Source organism: Asticcacaulis biprosthecium C19, from assembly GCF_000204015.1.
In the GTDB taxonomy this organism is placed as follows: Bacteria; Pseudomonadota; Alphaproteobacteria; order Caulobacterales; family Caulobacteraceae; genus Asticcacaulis; species Asticcacaulis biprosthecius.
This window is the reverse complement of sequence record NZ_GL883077.1, coordinates 2,187,238-2,202,642: the sequence shown is the minus strand read 5'-3', so window position 1 is coordinate 2,202,642 and position 15,405 is coordinate 2,187,238. Positions and strand designations below refer to the sequence as shown.

At 58.8% G+C, this 15,405-nt stretch carries 14 protein-coding genes; 11 read left to right on the top strand and 3 right to left on the bottom strand.

Annotated features, from left to right (window positions below):
* Nucleotides 1-153 precede the first annotated feature (153 nt).
* From ABI_RS10040 to ABI_RS10020, 6 genes are all read left to right on the top strand, one after another.
* A complete protein-coding gene (locus ABI_RS10040; protein ID WP_006272829.1) occupies nucleotides 154-1,671 on the top strand; it encodes a tryptophan halogenase family protein in 1,518 nt (505 codons plus the stop codon).
* Entirely contained in the window at nucleotides 1,668-3,173 is a 1,506-nt protein-coding gene (locus ABI_RS10035; protein ID WP_006272828.1) for a tryptophan halogenase family protein, read from the top strand. Before ABI_RS10040 ends, ABI_RS10035 begins: the two co-directional genes overlap by 4 nt.
* A 123-nt stretch (nucleotides 3,174-3,296) precedes the next feature.
* Entirely contained in the window at nucleotides 3,297-4,274 is a 978-nt protein-coding gene (locus tag ABI_RS25165) for a pentapeptide repeat-containing protein (protein ID WP_157138767.1), read from the top strand.
* Complete coding sequence (locus ABI_RS25160) at nucleotides 4,195-5,511, top strand: pentapeptide repeat-containing protein (protein ID WP_169313717.1); 1,317 nt, start codon at nucleotides 4,195-4,197, stop codon at nucleotides 5,509-5,511. The genes ABI_RS25165 and ABI_RS25160 overlap by 80 nt, the downstream gene beginning before the upstream one ends.
* Before the next feature lie 213 nt (nucleotides 5,512-5,724).
* Entirely contained in the window at nucleotides 5,725-6,204 is a 480-nt protein-coding gene (locus tag ABI_RS10025; protein ID WP_006272825.1) for a VOC family protein, read from the top strand.
* 337 nt (nucleotides 6,205-6,541) lie between these two features.
* Entirely contained in the window at nucleotides 6,542-6,904 is a 363-nt protein-coding gene (locus ABI_RS10020; protein WP_006272824.1) for a hypothetical protein, read from the top strand.
* 57 nt (nucleotides 6,905-6,961) lie between these two features.
* On the opposite strand, the gene ABI_RS10015 is transcribed toward ABI_RS10020, so the two are convergent.
* Both ABI_RS10015 and ABI_RS10010 read right to left on the bottom strand, forming a co-directional pair.
* A complete protein-coding gene (locus ABI_RS10015; protein ID WP_006272823.1) occupies nucleotides 6,962-7,612 on the bottom strand; it encodes a response regulator in 651 nt (216 codons plus the stop codon).
* Nucleotides 7,609-9,690, bottom strand: coding sequence for a sensor histidine kinase (locus ABI_RS10010; protein WP_157138766.1), 2,082 nt, complete (start codon nucleotides 9,688-9,690; stop codon nucleotides 7,609-7,611). The genes ABI_RS10015 and ABI_RS10010 overlap by 4 nt, the downstream gene beginning before the upstream one ends.
* 205 nt (nucleotides 9,691-9,895) lie before the next feature.
* Between ABI_RS10010 and ABI_RS10005 the strand changes: the two genes are divergently transcribed.
* Complete coding sequence (locus tag ABI_RS10005) at nucleotides 9,896-10,117, top strand: AbrB/MazE/SpoVT family DNA-binding domain-containing protein (protein ID WP_006272820.1); 222 nt, start codon at nucleotides 9,896-9,898, stop codon at nucleotides 10,115-10,117.
* Between the two features lies 1 nt (nucleotide 10,118).
* Complete coding sequence (locus ABI_RS10000; protein WP_006272819.1) at nucleotides 10,119-10,502, top strand: type II toxin-antitoxin system death-on-curing family toxin; 384 nt, start codon at nucleotides 10,119-10,121, stop codon at nucleotides 10,500-10,502.
* A gap of 14 nt (nucleotides 10,503-10,516) precedes the next feature.
* Here ABI_RS10000 and ABI_RS09995 read toward each other — a convergent pair whose 3' ends face one another.
* Entirely contained in the window at nucleotides 10,517-11,215 is a 699-nt protein-coding gene (locus tag ABI_RS09995; protein WP_040309118.1) for a FadR/GntR family transcriptional regulator, read from the bottom strand.
* Nucleotide 11,216: 1 nt separating this feature from the next.
* Between ABI_RS09995 and ABI_RS25155 the strand changes: the two genes are divergently transcribed.
* The 3 genes from ABI_RS25155 (at nucleotide 11,217) to ABI_RS09985 (ending at nucleotide 15,368) form a co-directional block, all read left to right on the top strand.
* The gene (locus tag ABI_RS25155; RefSeq protein WP_157138765.1) at nucleotides 11,217-11,447 is read left to right on the top strand and encodes a hypothetical protein; all 231 of its coding nucleotides are present in this window, start codon (nucleotides 11,217-11,219) and stop codon (nucleotides 11,445-11,447) included.
* A gap of 30 nt (nucleotides 11,448-11,477) precedes the next feature.
* Nucleotides 11,478-11,753 carry a hypothetical protein gene (locus ABI_RS09990; RefSeq protein WP_006272815.1) on the top strand — a complete coding sequence of 92 codons (276 nt, stop codon included), beginning with the start codon at nucleotides 11,478-11,480 and terminating at the stop codon, nucleotides 11,751-11,753.
* Between the two features lie 411 nt (nucleotides 11,754-12,164).
* Nucleotides 12,165-15,368: an autotransporter outer membrane beta-barrel domain-containing protein gene (locus ABI_RS09985; protein ID WP_006272814.1), complete on the top strand. Its 3,204-nt coding sequence runs from the start codon at nucleotides 12,165-12,167 to the stop codon at nucleotides 15,366-15,368.
* Nucleotides 15,369-15,405 lie beyond the last annotated feature (37 nt).

The following is a 15,405-nucleotide window of genomic DNA, read 5'->3' as shown; positions in this document are numbered from 1 at the left end:
CACATGCGGCGCCACAGTCCGCGGGACCTTCCCGCACCTCAGATCCATGTGATCTTCTCTCAAACGACCTCCCCCTTCCGGCGTTCGCGCCGGAAGGGCTTTTTATGAGAGTGTGCTACTGACGTCCATGTTACCGCCCAGTCCGGAGGCAAGATGCCCGAACCGATCAGGAAAATTGTCATCGCCGGAGGGGGAACGGCGGGATGGATGTGTGCGGCCGCTTTGCGAACCGGCGTGCCTGCGGAGGTCGAGATCACCCTGGTCGAGTCCGAGGACATCGGCATTATCGGCGTGGGCGAAGCGACCATCCCGACAATTCGCGACTTCAACGAACTGATCGGCCTGGAAGAGGGCGACTTTGTTCGTCGCACCGAAGCCACGTTCAAGCTGGGCATCGACTTCGTCGGTTGGGGCACCAAGGAGAACCGCTATTTCCACGGTTTCGGCGATTTCGGTGCCGTCCATCAAGGCCTGGAACCCCACCAGATGTGGCGCCGCCTGAAGGCTGCCGGCGATCCAGCCTCGCTGTTCGACTGGTCGATGCCGACGCAACTGGCCTATGCCGGCAAGTTCTTTCCGCCCAATCCCAACCCCAAATCGGCGCTGCGCGACTACACCTACGCCTTCCATTTCGACGCCTCCCTCTATGCCGCCTATCTGCGCGAGCTGTGCGAAAAGCGTGGCGTCAAACGCATCAACGCCAGAATCGCCAACGTCGGAACGAACGCCGAGACCGGCTTTCTCACCGGTCTGGCGCTGGATGATGGCCGGTTTGTCGACGGCGATTTCTTCATCGACTGTACCGGCTTTCGCGGCCTGTTGATCGAAGGTGCCCTGAAGGCCGGCTACACCGACTGGTCGCACTGGCTGCCGGTCGACCGCGCCTGGGCCGTCCCCTGCGCCCGGTCGGGTACACTGACGCCCTACACATCCGCCATGGCCCACGAAGCCGGCTGGCAGTGGCGCATTCCCTTGCAGCACCGCACCGGCAATGGCCATGTCTTCTCCAGCCGCTTCATGGACGAACAGGCCGCCGCTGATGTGCTGCTGCAAAACCTCGACGGCAAGGCCTTGAAGGACCCCATGCTGGTCCGTTTCCTAACCGGCCACCGCAATCGGTTCTGGGCCAAGAACTGCATCTGCGCCGGCCTGGCCTCGGGCTTTCTGGAGCCGCTGGAATCGACGTCGATCAACCTGATCCAGACCGCGGTGGTCCGTTTCCTGGAGCACTATCCCGACAAGGGGCCGAGTCCGGTTCTTGAGGCCGAATATAACCGCAAGATGCAGCTAAGTTACGAGCGGGTGCGCGACTTCATCATCCTGCACTACGTTCTGCAAAGCCGTGACGATGGAGAACTGTGGCGCTATACCCGTAACATGGCCATGCCGGACACCCTGGCCTACAAGATCGAGCTGTTCCGGGCGCGTGGCATTCCCCTGCTCTACGACTATGACCATTTCCACCAGCCTTCCTGGATCTCCGTCTTTGTCGGCCAGGGCCTGATCCCGGAAAGTTACGACCCTCTGGTCGACCGCCTGCCGCTGGACCAGGTCCAAAGCCTGATGCGGCAAAGACGCGAGCAAATTGCCGCGGTGGCCGCCAAGTTGCCGGCGCATGAGGACTTCATCCGCGCCCACTGTCCCTCACCCAGCTTCCTGAAGGCGTCATGACCGGACGGGTCGAGCATATCGTCATCGTCGGCGGCGGCTCGGCCGGCTGGATGGCAGCCGCAGGGCTCAGCCGCTACATGCGAAACATGCCGGTACGCATAACCGTCGTCGAGTCCGACGAGATCGGCACCATCGGCGTCGGCGAGGCCTCCGTTCCCCTGCTGGCCGTCTTCAACAGCCTGGTCGGCCTGCATGAGCGCGACTTTATCCAGGCGACCCAGGGCACCTTCAAGCTGGGGATCGAATTCGCCGGCTGGAACCGGCCGGGCGAATCCTATCTCCACCCGTTCAGTCCCTACGGCCAGAGCCTGGGGGTGTGCGATTTCCATCAGTACTGGCTGAAGGCCAGGGCGGCCGGCTATGCCGCACCGCTGGAGGATTTCAACCTGAACGCCGCCCTGGCCCGCGACAGCCGCTTCAACCTGCGCAGCAGCGACGGCCAGTCGCCGATGTCGATCCTGTCCTATGCCTACCATTTCGATGCCGGCCTCTATGCCCGCAACCTGCGCACCCTGGCGCAGAGCTATGGGGTCAACCGTGTCGAAGGCCGTATCGTCGAGGTCGAACAACAGCCTGAGACGGGCTTTATCACCGGCGTCAAACTGGCGTCCGGCCAGCGGGTCGAAGGCGATTTCTTCGTGGACTGTTCCGGTTTTCGTGCCCTTTTGATCGAGGGCGCTCTCGAAGCCGGATTCAACGACTGGACGGGATTGCTGCCCTGCGACAGCGCCGTCGCCGTCCCCAGTGCCCGAACGGAACCGCTGTTGCCCTTTACCCGGGCCACAGCACGTGAGGCCGGCTGGCAATGGCGCATCCCGCTTCAGCACCGCACAGGCAATGGCTATGTCTATTCCAGCCGGCACATCTCGGACGACGCAGCCGCCGCGACGCTTATGGCCAATCTGGACGGCCGGCCGCTTGGCGATCCGCGCATCATCCGCTTCCGGACGGGCCGCCGGAGCAAAGCCTGGGTCAAGAACTGCGTGGCTGTCGGTCTGTCGGCGGGCTTTCTGGAACCGCTGGAATCAACCTCGATCCATCTGATCCAAAAAGGGGTCATGAAGCTCCTGACCTTCATGCCCTCCGCGTCTTGGTCGCACGCCCTGGCGGACGAGTTCAATCGGCAAACAGCCTTCGACTACGAGGAGGTGCGCGACTTCCTGGTGCTGCACTACAAGGCGAATGGCCGCGAGGGTCAACCCTTCTGGGACGCCCTGCGCAACAATCCGGTATCCGACACCCTGCAGGCGCGCATCGACCTGTTTCGCGACTCCGGCCGCGTTTTCATCGACGACCGCGAACTGTTCAAACTGCCCAGTTGGGTCACTGTGCTGACGAAACAGGGAATCTTTCCGCGCGACTATGACCCCATGGCCGAGGCGGTATCGACGGCGGAGATCACCGGCCGGCTCGAGCAGATTCGGATGATCCTGAATCGCACGGCCCAGGCCCAGCCAACCCACGCCGACTTCATCGCGCGCAATTGCAAGACGTTCTCCTGATGAAATCGATAGCCGAATTCTCGCTCATATTTCACAAAACGCGCGAATGCAATCAAAACAAGAAATATACGCAACTCAGATTTCGAGGTAAGATTGAGTTGATTCGCATCTCAAGGAAAAAATATGAATACTCAGGAGCTCAACACAAACTCAGACGCCAATATTTCCTTATCTCTCATGTCGAGCTATGTGAGCACAGTTAAAGAATTAGCTATATGCCGTTGGAAAGCAAAAAATTTTTCATGGGAGAATTTAAAATCTCATAAAATAGAAGGTAGTATTTATAAGGATCTTCAAGAATATTGGCTTGGAGGAAGAACAAAAAATGATTTATTGGCGTTAAAAGAAATATGCGAATGGGAGGGTGTCGAGTATCATATTGCCCACATTCCCAGCATATCTGTCAACTACAATTCACAACACAATCAAATTGTTGACACAAAGATAGAAGGTTTGTCAAAATCTGAAAGATTAAGAGCGATAAACTCCATTATAGAATATAGAATTTCTTTAGAAGAAAAGCAATTTTACATGAATGGATGCTGGATTTCTGATGTAGAATACATAAAGAAAATATTTAGCAACCTCAATAACGCAGAACAATCAAGCGCGAAAGGATATTCGTATATAAAATTTGACGACTGCTTTTTTGAGAGTTTCGTTGATTTTAGTGAATGTGTGGTACCTTCTAAATCATCATTCTTACGAGCAACTTTTCTATCGGAGTGTAATTTCAACAAATCAAGATTTAGATATGATGCAACTTTTTCTTCTGCCTTTTTCTTGGGGTCCGTGTTCTGTATAGACTCTGAATTTGATAGCTATATACAATTTGACAACTGCAAATTTATTGAGGCAATAGATTTTAGTGGATCAACCTTTAGGCGAGCCGCAACATTTCAATCGAGCCTTTTCTCTGGAAATACAAATTTTAGCGGAGGCACGTTCTTTGACGAAGAAAATGGTCATTCAGCAAAGAATCACCCAAGTCACATTGTAAATTTTGAAGGCTGCACTTTCCTTGAAAATGCAAACTTCAGCCAGCGTAAATTCCCAATCAAAAACAAATTTTTCGAATTTGATCGCAATAGGTACTGTTGATTTTTCCCATTGCAAATTCAAGAGTCAGCTCATCGTTAAGAATAGCTTATTTTTCTCCGATTTTATTTGCTTTGGAGATTCAGCAAATGAGCAACTGCTAAGCGGAAATCAGACGATACAAATAGAAAAGGATCAAAATGGACACTTATACACAGGGGTAATCAGAGAATCAGATTCCCAACAGATAGAAGACTTTCAAACAATTAACCAGTTTAATTGCGCCGGCTCTATTTATTATGAGAATTTTGATATTTCAAATAGAAACTTCAAGTCAAAGGCTGTATTCGACTACGCAACATTCTACGGAGTTGCAAATTTTCACGGATCAACACTGCACGACGGAACTACATTTTACAATACAGATTTTAGAAAGGCGATACGAAGGAATATATTTTCAAATAATAGTAAAGTGAACTTTTGGAAGATCGGCAGAGATATATTCAACAGAATTGCCCATACTACGTCGGACCCTAAACTATCGATAAACTACCAAGGAATCAACGCACTTCCCGCAAAATTAAAATCTCATTTAAGATTACTGAAAATCAGGAAACTTAAATATATTAAAATTTCTTCTAAGCAAGAGTATGACGACATGTCCGCGGCTAGTCACAGACTCGTCGATGCTATTTTGAGCTTTACACTATATAAAAAGTTCATTGGCTTGAAGAGATTCATGAAATCATCGTATTTTTCGAAACTTGAGTCATGCTTTAGAAAATTGAAGAAGGAGATGGGAGACAATGAAAGATTAAATTCGAAACATATGTTTTATGTACTTGAAGTCATGTCTCGACGTCGCCGACCAGACGCTCCCCCATTTGATAGGCTGGTGGCCGTTATATATGGTATATTGTCTGGATATGGGGAGAAGATATTAACCCCACTCGTAATAACATTCATACTGCTTCCGGTTACCTTTTCAACTATTTATTGGGCTATTTTTGAAACACGGTTTTCCCTGTCCGAAAGTATGCTTTCATATGACAATCTGAAATTTCTTACAGAGAGCTATAAATCAAATTTTACGACTTACGCCAATATAGCGTTCGGAAAAATATACCCCGCGGGAATATTCGACACATCTGCCGATTTTGAGAAAAGCTTAAAGTTGGATGTTAAGTCAGTACGTTACTTCTTTTTTAAGTGCCTAGGCACCATGGAATCAATAATCGGCATAGGCACCACCTTTCTCGCTGGAATTGCATTGAAGAGAAAATTCAATTTAGGATCGTGACACATAGTTGAGCTACGGGCACTTATACAAACCGACTTCAACGCGTTTGTCCGGTTTCTTATATCGAGCCTTTTCAGCCCATTGCCGAGGTTCCACATTGTCTCCTGATACCGAACCCGGCACCTTGTGGCCGCTGATCGCGGCGGTGGCTCGGCGGGTTTCTCAGGTCAAGGCGCGCCCTGCTGCGCCACAGGTATCGCGCGGAGCCGCGCCATGGCGTCCTATATTCCCGACGGTTACAGCACCGTCACCCCCTGGATCATCGGCCCCGATACGGCGGGGCTGATCGAATTTCTGCAACAGGCTTTTGGCGCGAACGAACTCAGCCGCATCACCGGCAGGAACGGCCGCATCGAACACGCCGAGATCCGGGTTCACGGCGCCATCGTCATGGCCTTCGACCGGCCCAGGGGCTGGCCGCCGACCCCGGCCTTTGTCAGGCTTTACGTCGAAGACTGCGACGCCACTTTTGCGCGCGCCATCCGCGCCGGCGGCACCATGATCAGCGGCTGCAAGGCCTTGGCCTCCGGCGACCGCGTCGGACGAATGAAAGATCCCTTCGGTAACATCTGGTGGCTGCAGACCCATGTCGAGGACCTCACGGCCGACGTCATGGAAGCGCGAGCCAAACAGACCGAGTATGTCGAAGCCATGAAATACCTGCAGGACACCCTGGCATCAGCCCTGCGGTAGGCCTTGGCCGCACTTTCGCCACATTGGGTTAACGAACGGATTACAAATTCTGTAACCCCTGATCTGGGGGTTGTAATTCCGCACGGCCGGGCTATCCTGTGGACAACTTGAGGGGCGACGGGATGATCCCGCAGAAAGACTGTTGAGTCAGTAACTTGATGCTCGCGAAACCTCGCGGCATCGGGCGGCTGGCAAGGACGGACCTGTCTGTAGGGTCCCTCGGCAACCACGGCAATACGTGATTGCCGCGGCTGTGAAAATTAGGACTTGTGGCTAAATCATGGCGCATTCGTGACCATGCAACTCCAAAAACAATGAGACTGGAAGGGGTTCCCCTATGATGAAATTTGCCGTCGCCGCTATTGCGGTTCTGGCGTTTGGCGCCGCGCTGCCGGGTTCCGCTCTGGCGCGGACCGATGCCGAAAACATGCGTTGCCGCGCGGTCGGTGAGACCATGGTCAAGATGGGCGACACCCTGAAAGAGACCATTGGCCTGTTGCGCGAGGGCATGACCAGTCCTTCGGCCGAAGACACCGAGACCCTGCAGCAGATGGACGAACTGGCGGCTTCGACCAAGTCGGTCGGCGAGGCTTTGGGTGAGATTTACAAGGCCGCTCCGACACCGACCCCCGCCCTCATGGAAGAATTGAACACCACCGGTATGGACGATCTGATCAAACAGGCCGAGGCCTGCGTTTAAGGTCTCGTTACCGCACAGTCCAGGCCCGCCGGTTCCGCCGGCGGGCTTTTCGTTGTCTCAGGCCAGGCCGCGTTTGACCGCCTTCAGGGTCGCCTCGGCGCGCGACGAGACATTGAGCTTCTGGTAGATCACCTTGACGTAGCCGGCCACAGTCTGGGGTTTCAGGTTCAGGGCCTTTGCCACTTCTGCAATGGTCAGGCCGCGCGCCAGCAGGGTCAGGGTCTCAGTCTCGCGTCCGGTCAGAACGACTTCATTGTCCGGGGCCGGCGCCTCGACCTCCGACCTGTGGAAATGTTTGAGCAGCCGCCGCGCGATCGACGGCGACAGGGGCGGATCGCCGGTCTCGATGCGCCTGAGAAAATGAGTCATCGCCGCCCGGTCCTCGTCCTTGAGCAGGTAACCGTGGGCGCCGGCGGCCAGAGCGTCGAACAGGTGCGTGTCGTCGTCATAGATGGTCGCGACCACCACCATCGCCGTGGGCGCGGCCAGTTTCACATCTCGGATCAGGGTCACGCCCGAACCATCAGGCAGCCCCAGGTCGATCAGGGCCAGCCACAATCCCCGAGCGCCGCCGTCCAGCCACGCCCGGGCCTCGCGCAGGTTGGGGGCATGGACGACCTGGACCTGAGGAAAGGTCTCCGCCAGGACGGCCGTCAACCAGTCGCGGTTGGCGGGCTGGTCTTCGACAAGAAGGCACACGCGCGTCATGGTGCGAGGATCTCCGCATTTGGTCGCAAGGGCAAGGTCAGAACCACGCGTGTGCCGCCCCCTTGTGAGTCGAAGCGCACGGAACCGCCAACCTCCCCGGCACGACGCTGGAGGCCTTTCAGCCCCTGCCCGGCCGTCTCGCCGGATACGGCCAGGTCGCTCAGGCCGACACCGTCATCGGCGACAGCACAGGTCAAGGCGTCACCCTCCAGCCGCATATCGACCGCCACATGCCGCGCGCCGGCGTGTTTGATGATGTTGGAGACGATTTCCCGCAGGCCCGAGGTCAGCGCCTTCTGCAGCCGGTAGTCGGCCAGAACGGCCGGTCCGCCGTGGGGCCACAGGGGCCAATCCGTCACCACGCCCGCCGCTTCGAGTCGCCGAACGCTTTCAAAGCGGATATCGGCCATGACCCCGTCCAGGGGCGCTGTCTGGCCCAGCATTGCGCTCGAGATGGCACGAATGTCGCGAAGGGCGTCGTGCAGAATCGGCCGCGTCACCGCATCGGCCTGGTTCAGTCCCGACAACAGCCGCGCCCCGACGTCGTCATGAAGGTCCTGCGCCATCTGGCGCCGCACCGTGGCCGCGCCGCGTTCCCAGGCGTCGCGCGATTGTGATGCCGTTCGCACCAGTTGAACCAGTTGTCGCGCCAAGCGCAGTTGCGACGGGGAGAACAGGCCTCGCCCGTCGCGGGCATAGCTGAGGATCAGGGCGGGCGCTTCGGCTGCGGCGGGAAGGCTGAGATGCAGGCCTTCGCCGGAGATGGTAGCCTCGGCGACCTCCGCCGGTGCGGGCTCGATCCGCAACGGCCGGAACAGGCCCTGCAGCAGGTCGCGCCAGCGTTGGGCCCGTTCGCCCGGTGTCGCGGCGAAGGCGATGGCCAGCACCGCCTCGAACATAGCGGCCTCGCTCAGGGTCTTGCCGTCGCGCAGACGCCGCCAGACCAGATCCCGCACCGGCAGATAGCCGAAAGCGACCACCAGCAAGGTGACGGTCAAGGCGACGCCCTGCCCCAACCCGGCGACCATGACCAGGGCGGCATCAACCGCCAGGAACAGTACGGCAGCCGCCAGAAAGAACAGGATGCGAAACGTCCAGTCCTGGAGCTCGACCAGGCAGAAGCGCGCCACGCCCAGGGTCAGGCCGACGTAAAATGGAAAGAACAGCACCAGACCGAAGACGCCAGGATCGCCGCTGCCGCCCTGAAGCATGCCGATGGCCAGGGTGCCGGCCCACAGGGCGCAGCCGACGGCCACCGACAGGCCCAGCCAGGTCAGGGCGGCGCGTTCGCGCGGCTTGGCCCGCGTGGCAAAGAACTGCCAAACGATCAGGGCGATGATGACCAGCATGTTGGCGACGGCCAGCAGACCGGTCACCGCCGGCGAGATCAGGGACACCTGAGCGAGGGCACAGGGCACGCTCAGAGCCACGACACCCCAGGCCCCCACCGGTGGGATCAGCCGTACCGGATAGGACAGAAACAGCGCCATCAGGGCGAAATAAAAGGTTTGGTTGGCGATCAGGTTGGCGTGAAGCAGGGCGGAGAAGATAGCGGGATCGCTGCCCGGATGGTGGGCGGTGAAGCTGCCAATGATCAGAAGCGACGACATGAAGGCCAAGCCGCCCAGGGCGAACAACTGGGTCGCCAGTTCGCGCGGACGAAAGGCCCACAGGCCTCCGCTCAGGCCCCAGCTCAGCAAGCCGATGATGACCGGTATCCAGACGTCGGCTGTCAGGTGCCACAATTTCGGACGCGAGCGCAGCGGTTGCACCTGAACCTGCCCGGCGGCATCGCTCCCGCGTACCGCCGCGTCCGGCGCGTCCATCAGGCAGCGGATCAGAGGGGCGCGCGCGCCGCCGCCTTCGCCGAGGTCATTCGGCGTCAGCACGAGCATCGGTTCAGCGCAGCCTGTGCCGGTCAGCGCCACGCCGGACCAGGTCGGCCCTTCGGAAAGCGTGTAGATAACGCCATCACCGGCGACCAGAAACCGCCCGCCAGCCAGGCTGTTCGTCAGGGTGAAGCCCAGCACGGCGACGGCCGCCGCGAAGGTGACCATCACGACAACAAGGGCTGCCAAAATGTCACCGACGCCGCGCCTTTTGCCTCTGCTCGAGTCCCCTGAAACCATAACGCCTGAAACGATCCAACCCGAAGATTTTTGCTTATATCTCAAGGACGTTATACGAGTTTTACGACCTGACAATATGGAATGACAACACGGCCTTGACTCTCGGCCCGGCGCAGTTCTAACGTCAGTACTACACGCGTTTGGAGGATTGGGTATGGAACTGAAGGTCACCAAGATCGGCAATTCGCTGGGGATCATCATGCCCAAGGAGGTGTTGACCCGGTTGAAGCTGGACAAGGGCGACAGCATTTTCATCACGGCGACGCCGGACGGCTATCGGCTGCTGCCCTATGACCCCGGTTTTGCCGAGCAGATGAACACGGCGCGCGAGTTGATGCGCAAGCGCCGCAACGTCGTCAACGAACTGAACAAGTAAAATGGCGTTTCAACTGATCAAGGACGGTGTCATCCAGGCCGTCCACGACGAGATCTGCGCCCAGCATGGCGGCCGCACCGGCCTGCGCGAGGTCAGCATGCTGAAAATGCTGTACGCCCGCGCCCATGTGCTGAACCAGAGTTCTGCGACGGACCTGGCGGCGCTGGCGGCCTGTTACGGCTATGGCCTGGCCCATGACCAGTTGTTCCATGCGGCCAACCTGCCGACGGCCCTGGTGGTGATCGAGCTGTTCCTGACCTTGAACGGGTACCGGCTGAACGCCGACGACACCGCCTGCTTCCTGGGTTTCATGGTGGTGGCCGACGGTGAACTGGGCGCCGAGGCCTTCGCGTCGTGGATCCGCAACCATATCGTTCCGGTTTAATCGCCCTTACCGGTTTAATCGCCTTTAAACGTATCGATCATGTCGATCGACTCGGCGATGATGGCGCGCATGGCCTTTTCCGCTACATCGTGCTGGCCGTTCTCGATGGCGATAAGGACCGCTTCATGCGCCGGCAGGCTGGCGGTGTGGCCGGCGATCCGGTTGGTCAGACCGATCGATATGGTCAGCGCTGTATGAATCAGCTCTTTCAACTGAATGATGAACGGATTGCCCGACGCCTTCAGGATGGCGACGTGGAAGTCGATATCGGCCAGCAGCGCCAGATCGTGATGGCTGGCCTCGTCGCGCATGGCGTTGAACGCCGCCCGCATCGCCTTCAGATCGGCCTTGGTGGCGCGCTTGGCGGCCAAGGCGGCCGCGACCGGCTCGATGGCCAGTCGTACCTCGGTCAGTTCGCGGTAAATCTTGTTGGTATAGGGCCGCTCGGTCATCCATCGGGTGACATCGGGGTCGAGCAGGTTCCAGTTGGAGACGGCTTCGACGCGGGTTCCCTGGCGTGGACGCGACGACAGCAGTCCCTTGGCCGTCAGCATCTTAACGGCTTCGCGCGCCACGGTACGGCTGGCGCCAAAGCGGATGCACAGTTCGGCCTCGGTCGGAAAACCGCTCGCCTCGAATTCGCCGACGACGATCGACTGGCCCAGCGTTTCCAGCAAACCATAGGTCAGGCTGACGCCCTGCATATGTCGCATCATGTCTCCCCGTTCCCGCGCTTTGGCGCGCGGTGTTTTGTTTCGCTATATCCTTAATTTAATTGAAAATTTTCCAATTGCCACAAGAAAAGTAGCAAACCCCGAAGGCCTGAGGCAAGTGTTTGATTTTGTTGTGATAGCGCTAACAAAGCGCATGGGTTCTATCCACATGTTTGACGAAATTTTGGCGGCAACGCGTCGCCAGACGCCGCGACTCAAGCCTATGAAGTGAGTATCCACCACCCAAGTTGCGGATGCGTCCATGTCCAGTGCCCAGCGACCTTCTTTGCCCGATCCGCTACCGTCCGCCGACCAGCCCGACCTGTTCGAACGTCCGTTAAGCAAGGCTTCCGAAGGTGGAGTAACAGAGCCCGCCGCGCCGGTCCGGGCCGACGGCTGGCACAGCCCTGCCCTGCCCCCGGCATACCGCTACGGCGACCGCGCCGGTTACCCCCAGCCGCATTATCAGGCGGCACGTGCAGGCGCCTATGGCCCCTACGGCGGCCACCGGCCCGGCTATCCGAAGGTTTACGGCTGAGGCGGAGGCGCGTGACAAAGGTCTGGACCTTCTGCGAAGCCGTACTATCCTAAAAAAGGTTGTCCACAGATAAGCCAGATGGACAGCGTTTCTCGCCAAGGCTTGCGCCAGGTTCTACCTGCCTTAAGGACGAGCAAAGCTCGTCGAGACGAACAGAGGGATAGCAAAAGAATTTGCCACCCTGGCGCTGTCCATCTGGCTTATCTGGCTTGTCTGTGGACAACCCTTTTACACGGGTTCCGCCGCACTGACGCGTCAGATTCCGCACGTCTCGTCCCCCCCCCAAACTGACAATCCTGAAACATAGTTTCACCGCCGTAACTCAGTAACAATCCCGAAGTTTTGCCGTCTCATTGCCGTCAAGGCGATCCGTACAACTGGCCCCATAACGCCTCAGTTGCAGGATCCTTCATGCGCAGACATGCCCTTCTCGCCGCGACCGGTCTTGGCCTCGTCCTGGCCACGCCGACCTTCGCGGCGACCTCTATCTCCACAGCCACCACCGCGCCCATGGCCACCAGCACCACCGGCGACACGACCGTTACCTCCGACGGCTCGATCACCCTGACGCAAGGTACAGCCATCACGCTGGACAGCGACAATGTCCTCGATTTCGAGGGCACGATCGACATGACTGAGTCGGCGTCCGACAGCACCGGCCTTTGGATCACCGACGTTCCTGGCCGCACCCAGACCCTGACGATCGACGGGGACATTTCGGTAACCGACGATTTCGACGCCGAAGACAGCAATGACGACGACGTCACCGATGCGCCCTTCGCAGAAGGGACAGGTCGCTACGGCATCCGATCGACCGGCGCCTCCCCCTTCACCGGCGACGTCTCTGTGTCGAGCACCAGCGCCATCAGCGTCCAGGGCAACCAGTCCTACGGCATCCGCTTCGAAAATGGCATCGACGGCGACGTGACCTTTGACGGCAGCCTGTCGCTTATTGGCGACCAGTCCACCGGCATTGCGCTGGACCAGGGCGTGACCGGCAATGTCTATCTTAGCGGGTCGGTCGGCGCCTACGGCAAGGACAGTTCCGCCATCACGCTGAACGGCGACATCGGTGGCTCGCTGATCCTGGACGGCACCTATACCGGCGCAGCCTATTCCCTGACCTATCGCCCCGACCAGGACATCATCGATGGTCTCGATCCAGCCCTGAACCTCCTGCAGTCCGGGCCTTTGGTCTCGGTGTCGGGCAATGTCGCCAACGGCATACTGTTTGGTGCCGCCCCCACCAGCGAGGACGACGACAATACCGACGAGGACGGCGACGGACTGACCGACTCCGACCAGTCGACCGCCTCACTGGTGCTGTATGGCGGCGCTCCGGCCTTTCGCCTGGGCTCAGCCGATCAGGACATCGCCATCGGCGGCGTATCCTATACCGACACGGCGATCGATCCGTCCGATGTCAATTACGGTCTTCTGGTCCGCGGTTCGATCGCGGGGTACGGCATTTTCGACGGCGTTGCGTCGAAGGCTGTCCAGATCGGCGGGATGGGCCACGCTGTGACGATCGACAACGGCATCGGGGTCGACGGCAGCCTGGCGTCGTACGCCTATGCTGCCGACAGTACGGCGCTGTCGCTCGAATCGGGCACTGCAACGCCTAGGCTGGATATTACAGGTTCCATCCTGGGTTCCACGGCCACGGTAACCACCTCGGACGAGATCGATGGCGAAGACGTCTACACCACGGTCGGTGGCGGCAAGACGGCCCGCGCCGTGGCCATCGCATCGGGCGCCGACCTGCCCATCCTCACAGTCGCCGAAGGGGCATCCATCTCGGCCACCGCCACCGGATCGACCGCCAACGCCACCGCAATCGAAGACCGGTCCAACACCCTGACCCGCATCGACACCAGCGGTGGCATCAGCGCGTCCGTCACCGCCACCGATGACAACGGCGACGACACGGCGGACAGTCTTACCGGCAGCGCGATCGCCATCGATACACGCACCAATACGGTCGGCCTGGCCTTGACACAAACCGACAATGCGCCCGAAGACGACGACATCGCCGCCCCCTATATCTATGGCAGGATCCTGCTAGGGTCGGGGCACGATGCCGTGTCGTCCTCGGGTGGCCTGATCTACGGTGACATCGATTTCGGCGCAGGGACCGGCAGCCTGATCCTGAGCGATGAAGCCACCTATGCCGGCAGCCTCACCTCGTCAGGCGGAATCGCCATGGCCCTGACCGGCGGTAGCGCAGCCGTGCTCTACTCCGGCACCCATCTGAACCTGAACAGCCTGTATGTCGATAGCGACAGCACGCTGGGCCTGACGCTCGACAGCGACAATCCTGCGACCGCGCCCCTGATCAATAGCGGCGCTAGCGTCTTCGACGACGGCGCCACCTTGAACCTAAGCCTCGATAAGTTGGTCACGACCCCGACCCAGTTCCGTCTGCTGACCTCGGCCAGCATCGACCTGGGCGACATCGAATCCTCGACCCGCGACGGCTATGTGCCCTACCTCTACCATGCCGATCTCGAACTGAACGACGCGGCGACCGAGCTTTCGGCCAATTTCCGCCTGAAAACCCAGGCGGAAGCCGGCTATTCCGACAACCAGTACACCGCCCTAATGCCGGTGCTGAGCGCACTCGGAGCGGACACCGGCGGCCAGGTAGCCTTGCTTAGCGAAACCGACAAGGCCGGCTTCGACCAGGTCTACAACCAATACCTGCCCGACTATTCCGGCGAAAACCTGCTCAGCCTGTCGCTGGGCAGCCAGTCGGTCAATCGGTCCTTGGGCGCCCTCACCGTCATTCCGGACAATGACGGCGGCCAGTACTGGCTGCAGCAGTATGGCTACAGCACCAGCCGCGATACCGGCGACACCGCCGGCTTCAACGCCGCCACGATCAACTTCGCCGGCGGGCGCGAACGCGAACTGTACGGCAACCAGATGGTCGGGGTCTATTTGTCGCTGACCGCTTCGACGCCGGAGGATGCCTACGCCATCTATAACGAGGCCAGCGCCGCCTCGGATCTGACCCTGGGTGGCTACTGGCGTCTGCGAATGGGGGCGATGAAGGCCTGGGCCCATGCCGGTGCCGGCTATGTCCAGTTGGAAAGCACGCGCAACCTGCTCAACACCTACGCCATCCATACATCGAAGGCGCGCTGGACCGGATGGTCGCAAAGCGCCGGCGCTGGCATCAGCTACGGCATCAAGGCTGGCGGGCTGGTCTTTACGCCGGAATGGACGGCCGACTTTTACGGCCTGAGCGAAAACGGCCGTAGCGAAAGCGGTGGCGGGGACAGTTTCGACCTGACGATCGGGGCGCGCGACGGCCATCTGTTGAGTACAACGGCGCAGCTACGGGCCGGTACGGGCTCCGGCATGTTCCGTCCGGAGATCTGGCTCGGCTACCGCCAGAATATCAGCGCCAACCTGTCGGAAACGGTCGCCAATTTCGCCGGCGGCGACAGGTTTGCGTTAAGCGCCGGCAATCTGGAAGGCGGCGGTCCGGTAGCCGGTTTCCGCATCGCCCATGACAGCGACTACAGCCATATCGGCATCGAAGCTCAGTATGAAAAACTGGAGGCCTACGACAATGCCTCGATTGCTTTGCGGACACGGTTTCAGTTCTGATACCAAGCCTCATAAAGAATGACGCTTGGTATTCATA

Excerpts from the sequence above, each read along its gene's own strand:
- ABI_RS10040 (WP_006272829.1), top strand. The coding sequence starts at position 154 with ATGCCCGAACCGATCAGGAAAATTGTCATCGCCGGAGGGGGAACGGCG.
- ABI_RS10035 (WP_006272828.1), top strand. The coding sequence starts at position 1,668 with ATGACCGGACGGGTCGAGCATATCGTCATCGTCGGCGGCGGCTCGGCC.
- ABI_RS25165 (WP_157138767.1), top strand. The coding sequence starts at position 3,297 with ATGAATACTCAGGAGCTCAACACAAACTCAGACGCCAATATTTCCTTA.
- ABI_RS10025 (WP_006272825.1), top strand. The coding sequence starts at position 5,725 with ATGGCGTCCTATATTCCCGACGGTTACAGCACCGTCACCCCCTGGATC.
- ABI_RS10020 (WP_006272824.1), top strand. The coding sequence starts at position 6,542 with ATGATGAAATTTGCCGTCGCCGCTATTGCGGTTCTGGCGTTTGGCGCC.
- ABI_RS10015 (WP_006272823.1), bottom strand. The coding sequence starts at position 7,612 with ATGACGCGCGTGTGCCTTCTTGTCGAAGACCAGCCCGCCAACCGCGAC.
- ABI_RS10005 (WP_006272820.1), top strand. The coding sequence starts at position 9,896 with ATGGAACTGAAGGTCACCAAGATCGGCAATTCGCTGGGGATCATCATG.
- ABI_RS10000 (WP_006272819.1), top strand. The coding sequence starts at position 10,119 with ATGGCGTTTCAACTGATCAAGGACGGTGTCATCCAGGCCGTCCACGAC.
- ABI_RS09995 (WP_040309118.1), bottom strand. The coding sequence starts at position 11,215 with ATGCGACATATGCAGGGCGTCAGCCTGACCTATGGTTTGCTGGAAACG.
- ABI_RS25155 (WP_157138765.1), top strand. The coding sequence starts at position 11,217 with ATGTCTCCCCGTTCCCGCGCTTTGGCGCGCGGTGTTTTGTTTCGCTAT.
- ABI_RS09990 (WP_006272815.1), top strand. The coding sequence starts at position 11,478 with ATGTCCAGTGCCCAGCGACCTTCTTTGCCCGATCCGCTACCGTCCGCC.
- ABI_RS09985 (WP_006272814.1), top strand. The coding sequence starts at position 12,165 with ATGCGCAGACATGCCCTTCTCGCCGCGACCGGTCTTGGCCTCGTCCTG.